Source organism: Janthinobacterium sp. C22 (assembly GCF_057919405.1).
The window spans coordinates 1,030,820-1,050,349 of the sequence record NZ_CP193659.1; the positions used below are offsets into that span (position 1 = coordinate 1,030,820).

Sequence of the window (19,530 nt, forward strand, 5' to 3'; positions counted from 1 at the left end):
AATATCCCGCGCTGCGCATGGTGCTCAAGCGGCAGCCAGCCAGCGGCACGTCATGGGAAACGCTGGAATGGCAGGAGACGGCGCGATGACGGTGTCGCATGGGCGGCGCGCTGCGCTGGCGGTGTGCGTCGCCGCTGTCGCCGCACCCAAGGCTTGGGCCCTGCGCGCGGCCGCCGGGGGCAAGTGCAGCTGTCGCAATCCCAGAGCCGCGCCTTCCAGGCCTGGATGCTGCGCATCGTCAACGCGCAGATCGAACGGGGACCATCGCCGCGCTGGACGCACCGCGATTGCGCCGGCCTGGTGCGCTTTGCCGTCAACGAGGCATTGACCGTGCATGACGCGAAGTGGCTGCATGCGAATGGTATTGCCAGTGACCGGCGCCTGCCGCCCGAGCTGGAACTGGACGCGAACCAGGCCGCCTTGCGCAACCGCTGGATACAGACGGGTGGCAGTGTCGGCCACTTCGTCACGGCGCTGGCGCTGGTGCAGCACAACAGCCGTTTCATCGCCCGCGAAATCAGCCAGGCGCTGCCCGGCGACCTGCTGTTTTTCGACCAGGGCGACGAACAGCACCTGATGGTCTGGATGGGGGCGCGCATCGCCTACCACACCGGCACCGTCACACCCGACGACAATGGTCTGCGGACCGTCGATATCAAAGAACTCACGAGCTGGAAGGACACGCGGTGGCAACCTGTGGTCAACAATCCGAATTTCGCCGGCGTGTTCCGGCTGGCGTTTTTATCATGAAGCCGATTTTTGTCATGAAGCTGTTCTTTGCCAGCCTGCTGGCCTTGGTCCTCATTGGCGGCGCCTCGGCGCAGGAACGCGAACCGAGCAACTACGCCACCTTCAAGGGCGAGCCTTTCTTCCTGCTGTCGGACGCCAGCTACGGCAGTCTTGATGAAGCGCGCGTGCGGCTCGAGGTGCCCGGGCGCGACATGGGGCGCATGAACCTGGAAGCGTATTCGGGCGCCGACATCGTCGTCTACCGCGTGCCCGAACCGATGGAATTCCTGAAAAAGCAGCGTAATCTGCACCGCATCCAGGTCGAGGGCAATTACCAGGGCGAGGGCCTGGCCAACACCTTGAGCTTTCTGTGGGATAGCTGGTGGAAGCAGTCGCGCCTGGCCTGGCGCAAGCTGTTTTCCGGTGAGGCGCGCCGCGCGGTCACGAAAGAACAGCCGCAGCTGGCGACGAATGACGCCATCCGCAAGCCGACCGTATTCGCCAACCACCCGCAGTACAAGCCGATCAAGGGCATGGAGCTGGTCGACAGCTTCCGCTATCCGATCTGGCAAGCCAAGGCCATCGCCCCGCCGAAAGGCGTCAAGCTCGATGGCTCCAGCAGCGACTTCATCGTCGCCGGCGCCGGCAACGTGATGATCCCGCTGGGCAAGCGCAAGCCGGGCCTGTACCTGGTCGAAGCGATCATCGGCGAGCACCGCGCCACCACCCTGGTGTTCGTGTCGGATACGGTGGCCGTCACCAAGGTCTCGTCCGGCCAGATGCTGGTATGGACGGCGCGGCGCGACAACAGTGCCGCCGTGGCCGGCGCCAGCGTGGCGTGGACGGACGGCACCGGCGTGCTGCAGTCGGCCGTGACGGGTTTTGACGGTGTCGCCTCGCTCGAACGCGGCAGCCCCGAACATACGTATGTACTGGGCCAGGACGGCACTGGCGGCGTGTTCGTGTCCGAGAATTTTTACTATGACAGCGAAATCTATAACACCAAGATTTATGCGGTGACCGACCGGCCCCTGTACCGGCCCGGCGATGAGGTCAACGTCAAGTTTTTGGGCCGCGAATTCACCTCGGCGCGCGCCTCGCAGGCAGCAAGCGCAGCACCGCTCAGCCTGACCGTGCTCAATCCGAACGGCACGCCGCTGCTGACGCAAACGCTGCAGCTGTCCGGCGATACGGGCGCCGACACGCGTTTCCGCCTGCCGACGGAAGCGACCGCCGGCGGCTATGAACTGCGCTTCAATTACAGGGATGGCGTGTATGGCGCGGCCTTCCGCGTGGCCGAATACGTCAAGCCGCACTTTGAAATCAACGTCCAGCCATCGAAACCGGAATTCAAGACGGGCGAGGCGGTCAAGGGCAGCATCGCGCTGCGCTACCCCGATGGCAAACCGGTAAAAAACGCGAAGATGACCTTGTCCTTGCGCGGCCAGCAAAACACCATGGTCGAGGGGGAGCTGCGTTACAGCGGCCTGTTCCCGGTGGTCTTGAAGACCGAGGAAGTGACGAGCGACGGCAGCGGCAATGTGGACTTCACCTTGCCGCCCGCCGCCGATCCGTCGCGCTACATCCTGACCGTGCTGGCGACCGATGGCGCGGCCTACCGCGTCAAGGCGACGCGCGAGCTGATGATAGAACGCTCGAACAGCAGCTATCAGTTGAAGGCGACGCGCCAGTTTTCCGATCCGGGACAAAACGTGCATTTCGACTTGCTGGCCGATGGCCAGGGCGCGGCCAAGCCCGTGCGCTGGGAGATGGTGCAGCTGGAAAAACAGAGCAAGACCGAGGGCGCCTTCGATCCAGCTGCCAAGGGCTGGGACGTGACATTCCCGGCCTCCGGTTCGTATCAGCTGGCGCTGCGCGACGAACGGGGCAACCTGCTGGCCGCCGCCAGCCACTGGGTGGCTGGTGACGGCGTGCAGACCACGCCGGGCAGCATCGAGATCGTGCTGGACCGCGCCCGCTACCGTCCGGGCGACACGGCCGAGGCCTTGATCACCTTCTCCGACAAGGTGGATCAGGCGCTGCTGACGCTCGAGCGCGACAAGGTGGAACACCATGGCTTGATGGCCGGCGCCGCGGATTGGTACCAGGCGAAGCGCGTGGCGCCGCGGCAGTGGAGAGTGCGCATCCCGGTAAAAGAAGAGCATGGCCCGAACATGACGTTCTCGGTGGCGTACACGCGCAATGGCGATTTCGTGTTCGAGAACGCCGGCCTGCAAGTGATCGAGCCGCGTATCGCGCTGCAGTTCAAGAGCGACAAGGAGAGCTACCAGCCGGGCGAGAAGGTCACGCTGGACGTCAAGGCCACCCTGGACGGCAAGCCCCTGAGCACCCTGGTGGCGCTGGGCGTGGTCGATGAAATGATCTATGTGCTGCAGCCGGAAATCGCGCCCGACATCGGCGACTTCTTCTACCATCCGCGCCGCAACAACGTGCGCACCACGGCCAGCCTGTCTTTCATCAGCTACGACATGGCGCAGGGACGCACTGCCGGCGCGCCCGCGCGCCACAATTACAACGAGCGGGGCGTCAAGGTGCTCGAACGTCCGCGCCGCGACAATATCGATACGGCCTACTGGGCGCCATCGCTGAAGACCGACGCCAACGGCAATGCGCGCGTGAGCTTCACCATGCCCGACGCGCTGACCCGCTGGCGCATCACGGGCCGCGCGATGGATGAGCAGGGGCGCGTGGGCCAGCGCACCGCCTATCTGCGGTCGGACAAGAACTTCTATGCCAAGTGGACCGCGCCGGACTGGATGCGCGCCGGCGATGCGCCGCGTGCCTCGGTGGCCGTGTTCAACCAGACGGGCAAGGAGCAGGCGCTCGACGTCGTCCTCTCGGGCGGCGCGCAGCCGAAGACGGAAAAGCTGTCCGCCAAACCGGGTGTCAATTACGTCGAGTTCCAGCTCGCTGCTGGCGCTAGCGGGCCGCTGCGCCTGGAGCTGAAGCAGAACGGCAAAGTGGTCGATGCACTCGATACCGCTATGCAGACGCTGCCCGCCGCCTGGAGCAGCCCGCGTTCGCTGGTGCTGCCGCTCGATGGCGCCACCGGTGATATTCCGCTCAAGCTGCCGGCGGATGCGCGCAATCTCCGCGTCTCGTTCGCGCAGGGAACCGCCAGCCAGTTCGCGCGCATTGCCGACGATTTGATCGACTATCCGTATGGCTGCGTGGAGCAGACGGCAAGCCGTTTGATTCCGCTGGCGCTGGCCACGCAAAGCCTGGGGCCGGACGCCGGCGCCCTGCAAACGCTGCTGACGGCGCAGCGCCTGCGCCTGGTATCCATGGCCGGCCCGAATGCCGTCTTCGGCTGGTGGGGCAACGCCACGGCCGGCAATGCCTTGATGACGGCCTACGCCTATTACGCCGACTGGTACGCGGCGCGCGCGCTGCACATCGAACTGCCGCCCGAACACTGGAACAAGCTGCTGGCCGTCTACGGCGAACATGGCTTGAAGGACGCGATGGGCGACCGCGCGCTGGTGCTGTGGATGGCGCGCGAGATGGGCTTGCCCACGCAGACGCTGGCGGCGGGCCTGGTGGACGACAGCGCCATCGCCGTCCTGGGGGCAAGCCGCGCCAGGCGGGCGACAGTGGCAGCCTGCTGCTGGGCGGGGCATCTGACCGCGAGGCGCAAGCGATGAGCCTTGGCCTGGTGGCGCTGGTCGCCAGCCAGAATGGCATCGTCTTGCCGCATGGGCTGCAGCTGCAAGTGGCCAGCGCATGGCAGGTGCTGCGCGAGTCCAAAGCGCCGGTGGCGCAAGCCTTGCTGATGCTGGCCGGCGAAGTGCCGCCATCGCAGGCGGACGCGGTGCTGGCCGGCGTGCGCGCCGAGATGCCGACCCTGGACCGCGCGATGACGTTGATGTGGGTGCAAAAGAAGCTGGGCGGCATATCGTTCGGCAAGGGGCCGGCCGTCGCGCTGGACGGCGCCTGGCAAAAACGCGATAGCCGCAGCGGCCAGCCGCTGTGGCGGTGGAGCGATGCCAAGGGCCTGCCTGACAAACTGCGTCTCGCTGCACCGGCGCCGGCCGGCACGGTGGCCGTGGTGCAGTACGACAGCCATGCCGCCGAAGCGCAGACCTTGCCGGTCGCCGTCGAACGTCGCATCCTGCGCATGAAGGCGGGCAAGGGCGGCTACACGACGGAGCTGGTCAAGCCGGGCGAGGCGCTCAGCACGGACGCGCTGTACCTCGATGAAATCACCTTGAAATCGGCGCCGGGCGCGAAGCACCGCTTTGGCTTGCTGGAAGTGGCGCTGCCGCCGGGCGCCATGGTCGAATCGACGACCTGGGGCATGGTCATGGCGGGCGACAAGCCGGCCGCGCTGGAACGCGCGCGTCACACCGAGCGCCGCGACGGTTATGCGGTGCCGGTCGAGCCGTTGGAAGGCGCCGTGACCGTGCGCCATTTGCTGCGCTTTGCGCAAAAGGGAGTTACGTGCTGCCGCCGGCGCGCTTTTACCGCATGTACCAGCCGGAGCAGAAAGCGCTCGAGGGCGGCGGCAAGAGCACGCGCGCGCTGAAGGTCGAGTGATGCGCTTTGTACGTCCAGCATTGATGGCGGCCCTGCTGCTGGCCATGCCTGCCTGGTCGGCTTCATTGGACGTGGCCTGGTGGCGCGACGGCAAGATGGAGGTGCGCCAGCTGCGTCAGGGCGGCACCACGCTGCCACTCTCGCCGCCGTTTGACGGCGCGCGCCAAGTGCCGCTGGCCAGCTTGTGGAAGCTGTTCGTATATGTCTACGCGAGCGATAACAAGGTGGCGATGCCCGACTACCGCTGCGGCGGCCGCGATCCGGAAGAAGTGTATTGCTGCGATGCGGGTCAGAGCATCGGCCACGATGCGGCGCTGGCGCAGTCCTGCGGCCCCTTCTTCTCGCCGAAGCGTCTGATGATCACGGCCGCGCCGTGGCGCCAATACTGGACCTCCCGTTTAGGTAGCGCGCCGGCAGGGGACTTTGCCTGGCTGGCGGACCCCGCCCAGCTGGCGCCGGGACGGCTGGTACGGCTGGACAGTCTGCTGCGCGCGTTGGACAGCATACCGGCCGCCAGCCGCGTGGACGCCGAAGCGGCCTTGTTGCGCGTGGTGCTCGATGGTCGCGGTGCCGGCACGGCGCGCTGGTTCGGCAGCCAGTTGCGCGTAAAGACGTATTCCTGGCACGAGCAGCGCCGGGCAGACGAACGGATTGGCGGCGCGGCCGGCTGGCTGGCCGATGGCACCCCCATCTGGTTTGGTGGCGCAGGCGGCAGCAGCAATGTCTTTGAACAGTGGGCGCCCAGGCTGGCCGCCAGTCTGCCGCCAGTGGGTGCGGCAGACGATGGCGGTTGCGTGGTGGTCGACTACTTCAAGCGCTATCCGATCCGTATCGTGCGCGGCGAGCGCGGCGTTGCCGCAGCTGGCCCGCTGAATGGTCGCTACCATGTGCAATTCGAAAATGGCCAGAACCTGGCCCTGCGCAGCACCGGTGAACTGATGCTGTTGCAGGAGAAGGGCGGCCGCCCGCAATTGCGCGGCCGCTTCGGCGTCAATGAATATGTGGCGCGCGTGCTTGACCGCGAAGCGAGCGCGAATGAAGCGGAAGCGGCCAAGGCGCTGGCGATTGCCGCGCGCACGTATTTGCAACAGAACGCGGTGACGGTGGCGGGCTGCCAGCAGATCGCCGACAGCAGCGCGACCCAGCGCGTCAGTCCCAGCCCCGCCACGCCGGCGGCGCTGGCGATTGCGCGCTGGACCGATCAGCTGATCGTCGATGGCGTCACCGTGCGCTATCACAGCAACCAAGCGTCCGAGGGCACGATGGCGTGGAGCGAGGCGGTACGCCAGGCGAAACAGGGCAAGCACTATGATGAATTGCTGGCGGCGGCCTATCCCGGCGGCGCGCTGAGCACCGTTGGCAATACCGGCGCGCGTTGCCGTCGCCTGGCGCAGAACGAGGATTGGCTGGCGCGGTCGGTGCCGCGCTGGCAACGCGTGCTGCTGCGCGAGGCCGGCTACGAGGCGCCGCCGCAAGCGCCGCTGGTCTGCGCGCTATCCAGCGGTGCGCCGTATTCGGAGCAGTCGCGCAACCGTATCTTCATGCGCCCGCTGACCACGCGCGAAGACCGCATCACCTTGGCCCATGAATATTTGCACCTTGGCCTGCGCCATCATCCGCGCGGCCAGGACGAAGAATATGTCGAGCGGCTGGCCCGCCGGCTCGTCGATCTTAACCTGGAGGCTCTGTGAGTTTTTATATCCGTTGCGCGATTCCCCTGATGCTATTGCCACTCTGGGCGCAGGCCCAGGTCACCATCGATGCGCCGAAGGGCGGCTGGCGCAATTCGGCCGGTGCACGCGAGGACTATACGCAAGCGGTCAATTACCCCGCCGCATCGGTCAACCTGCAGCCGGGCCAGGCCGAGACGGCGCAGATACGGGGGCGTATCGCCGGCGCCGTCAAGGGCAAGCCCGCCACCCTGGTGGTCAATGGCGTGGCGATGCCGATGGAGGTGGGCGAGGATGGCAGTTACGGCCGCCCCTATGGCTTTGGCAGCGGCTCGAACAGCGTGGAGGTGCGTTCGCCCGATGGCAGGAGCCGCGCGCGCACCCAGTTTGTCGACAGCTACCAGGGCAAGACACAGGCGCGCTTGCGTATCGTGCTGTCGTGGGACAGCGCCGGCACCGACCTCGATCTGCATGTGGTCACGCCGGATGGTGGTCACGCCTGGTACGGCAATCGCGTCTTGAAGGATGGCGGTGCGCTGGACGTGGACGTGACCACCGGTTACGGGCCAGAAATCTTTTCCAGCGCGGCGCCCCTGAAGGGCAACTATCACGCCTACGTCAATTACTACGGCAGCGGCGAGAACACCGCCATGCTGACCGTGGCCCGCATATCGATCATCACAAATGAAGGTACGCCGCGTGAAAAGCTGCAGAGCTTCCAGGTGCCGATGCGGGCGGCTGGCGAGCTGACCTTGGTGAAATCGTTCGTCTTGCCATAAATGGCTCTTGCGGACACGCTGTTGCTTGGCTATAATTCGCCCCCTCGCTGAACGACGCATGCAAATGCCGAGTGAGACGAGAGAAAAGAAGGAGTTGACGATTGTGCTGAAATGCTTCATACTCTTCCTTCTTCGCAGCTGATAAACACAACGCTTTGTCGATAGCGCGAGAGTAGTAAATAAGCAGTAACCGAATACAGTTCTTTAACAATTAACAGTCGATAAGTGTGGGCATTTGATGTAAGTGCAGCAGTGATCTTCGGATTACTGTAATACTTAAAATATCAAATGTTCACAAGAAATAATGAAATAGGATACTTCTTCGGAAGTAGCCTGTCAGTTTTTTGAGTGAGCGACCCGTCGCAAGACGGTGCCAATAAAATGGCAAAGTAACAGAGATTAAACTGAAGAGTTTGATCCTGGCTCAGATTGAACGCTGGCGGCATGCCTTACACATGCAAGTCGAACGGCAGCACGGAGCTTGCTCTGGTGGCGAGTGGCGAACGGGTGAGTAATATATCGGAACGTACCCTGGAGTGGGGGATAACGTAGCGAAAGTTACGCTAATACCGCATACGATCTACGGATGAAAGTGGGGGATCGCAAGACCTCATGCTCGTGGAGCGGCCGATATCTGATTAGCTAGTTGGTAGGGTAAAAGCCTACCAAGGCATCGATCAGTAGCTGGTCTGAGAGGACGACCAGCCACACTGGAACTGAGACACGGTCCAGACTCCTACGGGAGGCAGCAGTGGGGAATTTTGGACAATGGGCGAAAGCCTGATCCAGCAATGCCGCGTGAGTGAAGAAGGCCTTCGGGTTGTAAAGCTCTTTTGTCAGGGAAGAAACGGTGAGGGCTAATATCCCTTGCTAATGACGGTACCTGAAGAATAAGCACCGGCTAACTACGTGCCAGCAGCCGCGGTAATACGTAGGGTGCAAGCGTTAATCGGAATTACTGGGCGTAAAGCGTGCGCAGGCGGTTTTGTAAGTCTGATGTGAAATCCCCGGGCTCAACCTGGGAATTGCATTGGAGACTGCAAGGCTAGAATCTGGCAGAGGGGGTAGAATTCCACGTGTAGCAGTGAAATGCGTAGATATGTGGAGGAACACCGATGGCGAAGGCAGCCCCTGGGTCAAGATTGACGCTCATGCACGAAAGCGTGGGGAGCAAACAGGATTAGATACCCTGGTAGTCCACGCCCTAAACGATGTCTACTAGTTGTCGGGTCTTAATTGACTTGGTAACGCAGCTAACGCGTGAAGTAGACCGCCTGGGGAGTACGGTCGCAAGATTAAAACTCAAAGGAATTGACGGGGACCCGCACAAGCGGTGGATGATGTGGATTAATTCGATGCAACGCGAAAAACCTTACCTACCCTTGACATGGCTGGAATCCCCGAGAGATTGGGGAGTGCTCGAAAGAGAACCAGTACACAGGTGCTGCATGGCTGTCGTCAGCTCGTGTCGTGAGATGTTGGGTTAAGTCCCGCAACGAGCGCAACCCTTGTCATTAGTTGCTACGAAAGGGCACTCTAATGAGACTGCCGGTGACAAACCGGAGGAAGGTGGGGATGACGTCAAGTCCTCATGGCCCTTATGGGTAGGGCTTCACACGTCATACAATGGTACATACAGAGCGCCGCCAACCCGCGAGGGGGAGCTAATCGCAGAAAGTGTATCGTAGTCCGGATTGTAGTCTGCAACTCGACTGCATGAAGTTGGAATCGCTAGTAATCGCGGATCAGCATGTCGCGGTGAATACGTTCCCGGGTCTTGTACACACCGCCCGTCACACCATGGGAGCGGGTTTTACCAGAAGTAGGTAGCTTAACCGTAAGGAGGGCGCTTACCACGGTAGGATTCGTGACTGGGGTGAAGTCGTAACAAGGTAGCCGTATCGGAAGGTGCGGCTGGATCACCTCCTTTCTAGAGTTTGCACGAATCATGTAAATGATTCACGCATCAAATGTTCACACTTATCGGCTGTTAATAAAGAAGAACAGCATTTGGGGCTGTAGCTCAGCTGGTTAGAGCACCGTGTTGATAACGCGGGGGTCGTTGGTTCGAGTCCAACCAGCCCTACCAGTTTCTGTAGCACCCGTAGCAAACATGGGGGATTAGCTCAGCTGGGAGAGCACCTGCTTTGCAAGCAGGGGGTCGTCGGTTCGATCCCGTCATCCTCCACCAAAAGTTCAAACGTAAATCAGCGCAGATGGCGCCGGGATTTAGGTTTGGTCTTTTCGAGATCAAGTGCTGTATGTTCTTTAACAATCTGGAAGAAGTAAAGATTATTTATTGATCGGTTTGCCGTAAAAAGCGAATCGATGGGTAATGATTGTATGTATCAACAAACAAGCAACAACGTTGTACTTTCTTATCCCTGTAGCGCTCTTTTCATTTGAAAGAATGAAGAGGCTAACGTTATAGGGACAAGCGAATAAGTGCACATGGTGGATGCCTTGGCGATTACAGGCGATGAAGGACGTAGTAGCTTGCGATAAGCTGCGGGGAGTGAGCAAACACACTTTGATCCGCAGATTTCCGAATGGGGCAACCCACCCTTTTAGGGTATTGCATACTGAATACATAGGTATGCAAGGCGAACGCGGCGAACTGAAACATCTAAGTAGCTGCAGGAAAAGAAATCAACCGAGATTCCCAAAGTAGCGGCGAGCGAAATGGGAAGAGCCTGTACGTGATAGTCGGACCGATAACAGAATCCCCTGGAAATGGGAGCCATAGTGGGTGATAGCCCCGTATGTGAAATCGGACCGGTGGTACTAAGCGTACGACAAGTAGGGCGGGACACGTGACATCCTGTCTGAATATGGGGGGACCATCCTCCAAGGCTAAATACTCGTAATCGACCGATAGTGAACCAGTACCGTGAGGGAAAGGCGAAAAGAACCCCGGAAGGGGAGTGAAATAGATCCTGAAACCGTGTGCATACAAACAGTAGGAGCGGACTTGTTCCGTGACTGCGTACCTTTTGTATAATGGGTCAGCGACTTACATTCAGTGGCAAGGTTAACCGCATAGGGAAGCCGTAGAGAAATCGAGTCCGAATAGGGCGATCAGTCGCTGGGTGTAGACCCGAAACCAAGTGATCTACTCATGGCCAGGATGAAGGTGCGGTAACACGCCCTGGAGGTCCGAACCCACTAATGTTGAAAAATTAGGGGATGAGCTGTGGGTAGGGGTGAAAGGCTAAACAAACTTGGAAATAGCTGGTTCTCTCCGAAAACTATTTAGGTAGTGCCTCAAGTATCACCATCGGGGGTAGAGCACTGTTATGGCTAGGGGGTCATTGCGACTTACCAAACCATTGCAAACTCCGAATACCGATGAGTGCGAGCTTGGGAGACAGACGTCGGGTGCTAACGTCCGGCGTCAAGAGGGAAACAACCCAGACCGCCAGCTAAGGTCCCAAAGATTGGCTAAGTGGAAAACGAAGTGGGAAGGCTAAAACAGTCAGGATGTTGGCTTAGAAGCAGCCATCATTTAAAGAAAGCGTAATAGCTCACTGATCGAGTCGTCCTGCGCGGAAGATGTAACGGGGCTAAGCCAGTCACCGAAGCTGCGGATATCCTTTATTGGATATGGTAGGAGAGCGTTCTGTAAGCCTGCGAAGGTGTCTTGTAAAGGATGCTGGAGGTATCAGAAGTGCGAATGCTGACATGAGTAGCGATAATGGGGGTGAAAAGCCTCCACGCCGTAAGCCCAAGGTTTCCTGTTCAACGTTCATCGGAGCAGGGTGAGTCGGCCCCTAAGGCGAGGCAGAGATGCGTAGCTGATGGGAAGCAGGTTAATATTCCTGCACCGTCGTATGATGCGATGGGGGGACGGATCGCGGAAGGTTGTCTGACTGTTGGAATAGTCAGTTTCTGTCTCATAGAAGGCACTTAGGCAAATCCGGGTGCGGAATTCAAGGGGATGGGACGAGTGAATTTATTCACGAAGCAATCGGAAGTGGTTCCAAGAAAAGCCTCTAAGCTTCAGTCATACGAGACCGTACCGCAAACCGACACAGGTGGGCGAGATGAGTATTCTAAGGCGCTTGAGAGAACTCGGGAGAAGGAACTCGGCAAATTGGTACCGTAACTTCGGGAAAAGGTACGCCCCGGTAGCTTGAATGGTTTACTCCATGAGGGTGAAAGGGTTGCAATAAACTGGTGGCTGCGACTGTTTAATAAAAACACAGCACTCTGCAAACACGAAAGTGGACGTATAGGGTGTGACGCCTGCCCGGTGCTGGAAGATTAAATGATGGGGTGCAAGCTCTTGATTGAAGTCCCAGTAAACGGCGGCCGTAACTATAACGGTCCTAAGGTAGCGAAATTCCTTGTCGGGTAAGTTCCGACCTGCACGAATGGCGTAACGATGGCCACACTGTCTCCTCCCGAGACTCAGCGAAGTTGAAATGTTTGTGATGATGCAATCTACCCGCGGCTAGACGGAAAGACCCCATGAACCTTTACTGTAGCTTTGCATTGGACTTTGAACCAATCTGTGTAGGATAGGTGGGAGGCTTTGAAGCGGGGACGCTAGTTCTCGTGGAGCCAACCTTGAAATACCACCCTGGTTTGTTTGAGGTTCTAACCTTGGTCCGTTATCCGGATCGGGGACAGTGCATGGTAGGCAGTTTGACTGGGGCGGTCTCCTCCTAAAGTGTAACGGAGGAGTTCGAAGGTACGCTAGATACGGTCGGACATCGTGTTGATAGTGCAATGGCATAAGCGTGCTTAACTGCGAGACTGACAAGTCGAGCAGGTACGAAAGTAGGACATAGTGATCCGGTGGTTCTGTATGGAAGGGCCATCGCTCAACGGATAAAAGGTACTCTGGGGATAACAGGCTGATTCCTCCCAAGAGTTCATATCGACGGGGAGTTTGGCACCTCGATGTCGGCTCATCACATCCTGGGGCTGTAGCCGGTCCCAAGGGTATGGCTGTTCGCCATTTAAAGTGGTACGTGAGCTGGGTTTAAAACGTCGTGAGACAGTTTGGTCCCTATCTGCCGTGGGCGTTGGAAATTTGAAGGGGGCTGCTCCTAGTACGAGAGGACCGGAGTGGACGAACCTCTGGTGTACCGGTTGTCACGCCAGTGGCATTGCCGGGTAGCTAAGTTCGGAAGAGATAACCGCTGAAAGCATCTAAGCGGGAAACTTGCCTTGAGATGAGATTTCCCAGAGCCTTGAGCTCTTTGAAGGGTCGTTCGAGACCAGGACGTTGATAGGCTGGGTGTGGAAGTGCAGTAATGCATTAAGCTAACCAGTACTAATTGCCCGTACGGCTTGTCCCTATAACCTTAGCAGGTACAGAGGATGAGAAAGTACATGTTGCGAAGTTGTTGATCGCAATCATTACCCAAAATTCTAAATAATCCGCTTCTTCCAGATTCATGGCTTTGTCGCTCCACTGAGGACAAATGCCGGTACAAGTTATGCCTGATGACCATAGCAAGTTGGTCCCACCCCTTCCCATCCCGAACAGGACCGTGAAACAACTTTGCGCCGATGATAGTGCTGCAACCAGTGTGAAAGTAGGTTATCGTCAGGCTTGTTATTCGCAGTAAGAGAAAAACCCGTCAAGCAATTGGCGGGTTTTTTCGTCTGGCGGTTGGATGCGCCGCTGGTGCTGTCGGCTTACGCTGCGCTAAGCCGACCTACGCCGACCTGCGCCGATCCGCCGACCGACGGTCAGTGTGTGGGGACTGCCCCCGGCTGTTCAGCAGGCGAAAAAAGGCAGCGCTGCGCGCTGCCTTTGTCATTTATCACCACATGTTGTGCACAGCGGGCACCGTCATGTTCTCTTCATATTGACACTGTACGATGACTTCCATTCTCATCAAGTAACGTGTGCACCCATGCTGGCCAAGCTTAAACTCGTCAAAACGCCCAAAGGCATCGATAGCGCTTTGATGCTGTCGGCCATGCTGATACTGTGGATCGGCAATTACAGCAACCTCGACCTCATGATTGCCGACAGCATGTTCGACGATGCGCGTGGGCAATTTGTCGGCACCGACAGCGCGTGGGCGGGCAGTTTTCAGATAGGTATGCTCTTGCTTGGCGCCGTCATGATCGGGCTGGCCGTCTGGGACACCTTGCGTCCGGTGGCCTGGCTTGCTTCACGCCGCAGCGCCTTGCGCGTGGCGGCGCTGTCGGCTATCTTCGTGCCGCTAAGCATCTATTGGCTCTCTTCTTTCAGCGATGTGCCGTGCCCCACGGATTTATTGCGCTATGGCGGACTGGAGCCTTACACGCGTTTGCTGGAAACGTTGCCAGCCAGCGCATCTGCCATGGTATGCCTGCCAGCGACCCAGGCGAATATTGCCTGGTGGATGCTGGCCTTGCCATTGTTCTGCCTGCCTGGACGGCCACGCACGGCGCTGCTGCTCACTGGCGTCATGCTGCTGTGCGGTTTGGCGGCAGGCTGGCAGCAACAGTTGCAAGGTGCGCAATTTTTTACGCACACCTTGTGGTCTGCCTGGATCGCTTCTTTCCTGATCTATCTGCTGCATCATTTGTTCCGGACCGAGGACGCGTTGGCCTGAAATACAAAAGTACGTCACAATCTGCCTGTCGAGTTGTCGTTTCATACAAAAACAGGAGCACCATGAACGAGCAGATTGCGAGAGAAGTGGTATTGGTCCGTGCTATCGAGACGGCCGACCAGAAAAAGAAGTCCTCAGCGAGGATGACCGCATGTATGCCAGCCGCAGTGCGCGTGAGCTTGCGCAATGGCAAGCTTCGGGCAAGCAGGCCGAAGTCACGGGTGACGATTTCCTGCAGCAGCGCTCCGAGCTGATCATCAAGCGCATCACCGAGCGCACCCCCGCGTTTGCCGTTTTCGCGAAACGCCGTAACGGCATGAAAACCCTGGCGCTGACTTTGCCCCTGTTGGCACTGCTGCTGGGCGCCGGGCTTGATCGCATCACGGATCCGCACCGCGTCGACTTGTTGTCGGCGCCCTTGCTGTTGATCATCGCCTGGAATGTGCTGGTCTACCTGGGCTTGCTGATCTGGCTATGCATTCCCTCACGTTCCCTGGGCTGGCCGAAAGCGGGATTGGTGCGCCACCTGAGCGTGGGCCGCCTGGCCTTGCCGCGCAAATTGCCGCACGCCTTGTCCTCGGGCTTGCTCAGTTTCATGGGGGAATGGGCGCACCTGAGCGCCAAGCTGACGGCCGCGCGCCTGGGTCGTACCATTCACCTGAGCGCCGCCATGTTTGCCATCGGCGCCGTCGCCTCGCTGTATGCCCGCGGCTTCCTGTCGCAGTACGCGGCCGGGTGGGAGAGCACGTTTCTGAATGCCGGCCAGGTGCACAGCCTGCTGTCGACCTTGTTTGCGCCGGCCATCGCCCTGTTTCATTTGCAAGGTTTTTCGCTGGCGGAAATCGAGGCGCTGCGTTTCCCGCAAACGACGACCGTCGAAGGCGGCGCGCGCTGGGTGCATTTGTATGCGGCAACGATTTTCCTGCTGGTGGTCGTGCCCCGCCTGATCCTGGCCCTGGTTAACAACTGGCGCGCCGCGCGCCTGGCCAGGCACTTTCCGCTGGATCTCGATCAACCGTATTTCCGCAAGCTTAATGAAAGCATCGGCGTGGCTACGGGCGGCATGCTGCGCGTCTTGCCGTACAGCTTTACGGTCGATGAAGCCCGCCACAAGGGGCTGGGGCAGCTGTCCATCATGCTGTTTGGCGAGCAGGGCCGCATGATGCTGCGTCCATCGACGTCATATGGCGAAGAGCCGCAGGAAGTCTTGCGCGGCACGGACTTGAATGATCCGCAAGTCAATATCACGGCCGTGCTGTTCAACCTGACGGCGACGCCGGAAAAGGAAAATCAAGGCGCCTTCCTCGATTATCTGGTGCAATCGTCGGCGCGCGGCATCGCAGTCCTGATCGACGAGTCCAGCTACCTGGAGCGCGCGGGCGAGCAGGTGGATAATGCCGCCCGTTTGGCGGAACGAGTCGCCCTGTGGCAACAGTTCTGCCAGTTCCATAAAACCACGGCCACCGTGGTCAATTTGCTCAATCCGGCCCTGCACCCGCTCGATGCCGGTGTCGGCTTGAAAGTATCGGCAGCAGCATGAGTGTGAATGTGAATAAAGATATCCAGGATAATGCGGTGCAGATTCAGTTTGCGCTGATTTCGCACACGAATAATGGCAAGACGACATTGGCGCGCACCCTGGTGGGCGTGGATATCGGCGAAGTGCGCGACGCCGCCCACGTGACGGTGTTTGCCGAATCGCATACCTTGCTGGCGACGCCGCAGGGCGATGCCCTGCAATTGTGGGACACGCCCGGCTTTGGCGACTCCGTGCGCCTGCTCAAGCGGCTGGGACAGTCGGGCAATCCCATCGGCTGGTTCCTGCGCGAGGTGCTGGACCGGTATCGCGACCGTCCGTTCTGGCTGAGCCAGCAAGCGCTGCGCACGGCCAAGGACGCGGCCGACGTGGTGCTGTACCTGGTCAACTCCTCGGAACATCCGAAGGATGCGGGTTACTTGCCGGCGGAAATGAAAATCCTCGAATGGCTGGGCAAGCCAGTGGTGGTCTTGCTCAATCAGATGGGGCCGCCACGTCCGGGTAATGAAGAACACAGCGAGCAGGCGCGCTGGCGCGAGCATTTGCAGCAATATCCCATCGTACGCGACGTTTTGGCGCTCGATGCCTTTGCCCGCTGCTGGGTACATGAGCGTGTGTTTTACGAAGCCGTGGGCAAGTTGTTGCCGCAATCACAGCAAAGTGGCTATGCGCGCTTGTTTGCTAGCTGGCAAGCGCAGAATACGGCGCGTTTCCAGCAGGCCATGCAATTGCTGGCTACGCAGCTGGCTGCGGCTGCCCAGGATCGCGAGGCCATTGAGCCGGCGTCCAAGGGCTTGCTGAAATCGGCTTTGCAAGTTGTGGGTATCGGCAAGAATGCAGAGCAGCAACGCCAGGAAAAGGCCATGGCTAGCCTGGTGGCGCGCCTCAATACGCACAACGGCGTGATCACGCGTGAACTGTTGATCTTGCACAAACTCGACCCGACCGATGCGCATAAGATCAATAGCCGGATACGGGAAAATTTCGCCGTGCGCGCGCCGATCGACAAGGCGCAAGCGGGGTTGTTGGGCGCCATGATTTCCGGAGCGGCGACGGGACTGTCAGCCGACCTGATTTCCGGTGGCTTGACGTTGGGCACGGGCGCCTTGCTTGGCGGCGTGGTCGGTGCGCTGACATTTGCGGGCGCGGCCTGGGGCTTTAATTCCGGTACGGATCGCAACGAGCCCACGATGCAATTTACCGATGCCTTCCTGCGTACCTTGGTGGTGGCAGGCGTGCTGCGTTACTTAGCGGTGGCGCACTTTGGCCGTGGCCGCGGCAACTTTGTGGAAAGCGAAGCGCCGGCCTTCTGGCAAGATGAAGTCGAGCAAGCGGTGTCGCGTCATGAGGGCGCGCTGGCAGAGTTGTGGAAAGACGTGCGCAGGGAAAAATCGCCCGAGCAAGCGACCGAGCGGATCGCCCCCATGATTGCCGCCATCACTTCCGATACCCTGGCCCGCCTGTATCCGGATGTGCCGCGCCTCGTATAGCGTATCAGGCGCCAATCAGACGCGGGTCTGCAGCCACTGTTGCAGAAATTGCACGCAGGCTCTGACCTTGGCCGAGTTCGACAGCCGCGAGGTGGTCACCGCCCACACATCGGCGGCCTGTTGATACGCGGGCAAAATGCGGATCAGCTTGCCTTGCGCCAGACTGCTTTCCACATCCCATGCGGAGCGCAAGATGATGCCGTGGCCATCCAGCGCCCATTGATGGACGATCTCGCCATTGTTGGCCGATAACGGTCCATCAACCTTCACCGTTTCCTGCCCGTGCGGCCCTTGCAGTTTCCAGCGCCGTCCATCCTGGTCGCGCTCGCGGATGACGATGCAGTCATGCTCACGCAATTGCGCCAGTGTGGCAGGCGTGCCATGTTGGGCCAGGTAGGCGGGCGAGGCACACAGGACGCGCTGGTTGCTGGCAATGCGGTGGGCGATCAGGTCTGGCTCGCGCACCTCGCCGATGCGAATGTCGAGGTCGAAACCTTCGCCCAGCAGGTCAACGGGGCGGTCGAGCAATTCCAGCTGTATTTTCAGGTCTGGATATTGCCGTGCCAGCTGGGATAGGGCGGGACCGAGCCGGTTGCGCCCAAAACCGGAACTGGAGCAGATGCGCAGCAAGCCCTGCGGCTGCAATTTCGACTGCGCCACCGCTTCACCCATCTGTTCGACATCTTCCAGGATGCGCTGCGCCCATTGCCGTACGATCTCGCCGTGATCGGTGACGCTGACCCGGCGCGTCGTCCGGTGCAGCAAACGCACTTGCAGCGCCGCTTCCAGCATGCCGATGCGCTTGCTCACGACCGCCTTGGAAATGCCCAGTTCCAGCGCCGTGGCGGCGAAACTGGTTTTATGGGCGACCTGGCAAAACAGGCGCAAGTCTTCCAGCAGCGGCGTATTTTTCATCGATTGACCACAAAATGTGGATACTTGGGTTATGAATTCCCTGATTGTATTCTGATGCGGCACCAGTATCATCAACATATCCATTTATCCACAGGAGAATGTCATGCCCGGACACAGAATCGCAGTCATCGCCGGCGACGGCATCGGCAATGAAGTCATGCCGGAAGGGTTGCGTGTGGTCGAGGCCGCGGCGCGCCGATTCAATATCGACCTGCAGTTTACGACCATGGCGTGGGCGAATTGCGACTATTACCTGGAGCATGGCCAGATGATGCCCTCGGACTGGTTTGCCCAGCTCAAGGATTTTGACGCCATCTATTTTGGCGCCGTGGGTTGGCCGGACAAGGTGCCCGACCATATCTCCTTATGGGGATCGCTGTTGAAATTCCGGCGCGAGTTCGACGAATACGTCAACTTGCGACCCGTGCGGCTGATGCCGGGCGTACCGTGTCCGCTGGCGAACAAGAAACCTGGCGATATCGACTTTTATGTCGTGCGTGAAAATACGGAAGGAGAATATTCGTCCGTGGGCGGGCGCATGTTCGAGGGGACGGAGCGCGAAACGGTGCTGCAGGAATCCGTGTTTACGCGCAAGGGCGTCGATCGCATCCTGAAGTATGCGTTTGAGCTGGCGCAAAGCCGGCCTAAAAAACACCTGACATCGGCGACCAAGTCGAATGGCATTGCCATCAGCATGCCATTCTGGGATGAGCGAGTCGAAGCGATGGGGCCGAGCTTTCCCGATGTGCACTGGGATAAATACCATATCGACATCCTTGCGGCCCGTTTTGTGCTCAGCCCCGAGCGTTTTGACGTGGTGGTCGCTTCGAACCTGTTTGGCGATATCCTGTCCGACCTGGGGCCCGCATGCACGGGAACGATTGCGATCGCACCGTCGGCGAATATCAATCCTGAGCGCACTTTCCCTTCTGTCTTTGAGCCGGTGCACGGTTCCGCGCCCGATATCTATGGCCAGAATATCGCCAACCCGATTGGCATGATCTGGTCGGGCGCCATGATGCTCGATTTTCTCGGCAATGGCGATACCCAATACACGGCCGCGCATGACGCGATTGTGCGCGCTATCGAGCAGGTGCTCGAGTATGGCCCGCGTACGCCGGACATGGGCGGCAGCGCCAGTACGACTGATGTCGGCAAGGCGGTTGCCGAATTGCTGAAATAAAGCTTGCCGCCCGTGGGCGGCTTTGCTATAGTTCGCCTCCCCAATGAGACGCAGCAGTTTGCGGCACAAAAGGGACGGCCTTCAGGGGCTGGGTAGTAGAAAAGAAGGAG

The 19,530-nt window shown here is 59.6% G+C and carries 9 protein-coding genes, 2 tRNA genes, 3 rRNA genes and 1 pseudogene; 14 read left to right on the plus strand and 1 reads right to left on the minus strand.

Annotated elements, in window-relative coordinates:
* The first annotated feature begins 52 nt into the window (after window positions 1-52).
* The 13 genes and pseudogenes from ACRHIG_RS04660 (at window position 53) to ACRHIG_RS04720 (ending at window position 17,322) form a co-directional block, all read left to right on the plus strand.
* Window positions 53-750: pseudogene (locus ACRHIG_RS04660) on the plus strand (DUF1175 family protein).
* Window positions 747-4,394 carry an MG2 domain-containing protein gene (locus ACRHIG_RS04665; protein WP_489629509.1) on the plus strand — a complete coding sequence of 1,216 codons (3,648 nt, stop codon included), beginning with the start codon at window positions 747-749 and terminating at the stop codon, window positions 4,392-4,394. The pseudogene ACRHIG_RS04660 and the gene ACRHIG_RS04665 overlap by 4 nt, the downstream one beginning before the upstream one ends.
* Window positions 4,391-5,275, plus strand: a complete 885-nt coding sequence (locus tag ACRHIG_RS04670; RefSeq protein ID WP_489629510.1) for a hypothetical protein — start codon at window positions 4,391-4,393, stop codon at window positions 5,273-5,275. Before ACRHIG_RS04665 ends, ACRHIG_RS04670 begins: the two co-directional genes overlap by 4 nt.
* A 10-nt stretch (window positions 5,276-5,285) precedes the next feature.
* Window positions 5,286-6,977: a DUF2300 domain-containing protein gene (locus ACRHIG_RS04675; protein WP_489629511.1), complete on the plus strand. Its 1,692-nt coding sequence runs from the start codon at window positions 5,286-5,288 to the stop codon at window positions 6,975-6,977.
* A 29-nt stretch (window positions 6,978-7,006) separates the two neighbouring features.
* A complete protein-coding gene (locus tag ACRHIG_RS04680; RefSeq protein WP_353660926.1) occupies window positions 7,007-7,735 on the plus strand; it encodes a YfaP family protein in 729 nt (242 codons plus the stop codon).
* A 401-nt stretch (window positions 7,736-8,136) separates the two neighbouring features.
* Window positions 8,137-9,665 (plus strand): 16S ribosomal RNA (locus tag ACRHIG_RS04685).
* Between the two features lie 82 nt (window positions 9,666-9,747).
* A tRNA-Ile gene (locus ACRHIG_RS04690) sits at window positions 9,748-9,824 on the plus strand.
* 26 nt (window positions 9,825-9,850) lie between these two features.
* A tRNA-Ala gene (locus ACRHIG_RS04695) sits at window positions 9,851-9,926 on the plus strand.
* 240 nt (window positions 9,927-10,166) lie between these two features.
* Window positions 10,167-13,041, plus strand: a 23S ribosomal RNA gene (locus ACRHIG_RS04700).
* A gap of 144 nt (window positions 13,042-13,185) precedes the next feature.
* Window positions 13,186-13,298 (plus strand): 5S ribosomal RNA (gene rrf / locus ACRHIG_RS04705).
* Together the 16S, 23S and 5S rRNA genes with 2 tRNA genes alongside form the textbook arrangement of a ribosomal RNA operon.
* A gap of 307 nt (window positions 13,299-13,605) precedes the next feature.
* On the plus strand, window positions 13,606-14,295 hold the full coding sequence (locus ACRHIG_RS04710) for a phosphatase PAP2 family protein (protein ID WP_475417566.1): 690 nt from the start codon (window positions 13,606-13,608) through the stop codon (window positions 14,293-14,295).
* Window positions 14,296-14,446: 151 nt separating this feature from the next.
* Window positions 14,447-15,835 carry a DUF2868 domain-containing protein gene (locus ACRHIG_RS04715; RefSeq protein WP_489629512.1) on the plus strand — a complete coding sequence of 463 codons (1,389 nt, stop codon included), beginning with the start codon at window positions 14,447-14,449 and terminating at the stop codon, window positions 15,833-15,835.
* Window positions 15,832-17,322, plus strand: coding sequence for a DUF3482 domain-containing protein (locus ACRHIG_RS04720; RefSeq protein ID WP_489629513.1), 1,491 nt, complete (start codon window positions 15,832-15,834; stop codon window positions 17,320-17,322). Before ACRHIG_RS04715 ends, ACRHIG_RS04720 begins: the two co-directional genes overlap by 4 nt.
* A 15-nt stretch (window positions 17,323-17,337) precedes the next feature.
* On the opposite strand, the gene ACRHIG_RS04725 is transcribed toward ACRHIG_RS04720, so the two are convergent.
* On the minus strand, window positions 17,338-18,237 hold the full coding sequence (locus ACRHIG_RS04725) for a LysR family transcriptional regulator (protein ID WP_489629514.1): 900 nt from the start codon (window positions 18,235-18,237) through the stop codon (window positions 17,338-17,340).
* A 103-nt stretch (window positions 18,238-18,340) separates the two neighbouring features.
* Between ACRHIG_RS04725 and ACRHIG_RS04730 the strand changes: the two genes are divergently transcribed.
* Window positions 18,341-19,420, plus strand: coding sequence for a tartrate dehydrogenase (locus ACRHIG_RS04730; protein ID WP_475417570.1), 1,080 nt, complete (start codon window positions 18,341-18,343; stop codon window positions 19,418-19,420).
* Window positions 19,421-19,530 lie beyond the last annotated feature (110 nt).

Coding starts and splice junctions, on each gene's coding strand:
- ACRHIG_RS04665 (WP_489629509.1), top strand. CDS start 747: ATGAAGCCGATTTTTGTCATGAAGCTGTTCTTTGCCAGCCTGCTGGCC.
- ACRHIG_RS04670 (WP_489629510.1), top strand. CDS start 4,391: ATGAGCCTTGGCCTGGTGGCGCTGGTCGCCAGCCAGAATGGCATCGTC.
- ACRHIG_RS04675 (WP_489629511.1), top strand. CDS start 5,286: ATGCGCTTTGTACGTCCAGCATTGATGGCGGCCCTGCTGCTGGCCATG.
- ACRHIG_RS04680 (WP_353660926.1), top strand. CDS start 7,007: ATGCTATTGCCACTCTGGGCGCAGGCCCAGGTCACCATCGATGCGCCG.
- ACRHIG_RS04710 (WP_475417566.1), top strand. CDS start 13,606: ATGCTGGCCAAGCTTAAACTCGTCAAAACGCCCAAAGGCATCGATAGC.
- ACRHIG_RS04715 (WP_489629512.1), top strand. CDS start 14,447: ATGTATGCCAGCCGCAGTGCGCGTGAGCTTGCGCAATGGCAAGCTTCG.
- ACRHIG_RS04720 (WP_489629513.1), top strand. CDS start 15,832: ATGAGTGTGAATGTGAATAAAGATATCCAGGATAATGCGGTGCAGATT.
- ACRHIG_RS04725 (WP_489629514.1), bottom strand. CDS start 18,237: ATGAAAAATACGCCGCTGCTGGAAGACTTGCGCCTGTTTTGCCAGGTC.
- ACRHIG_RS04730 (WP_475417570.1), top strand. CDS start 18,341: ATGCCCGGACACAGAATCGCAGTCATCGCCGGCGACGGCATCGGCAAT.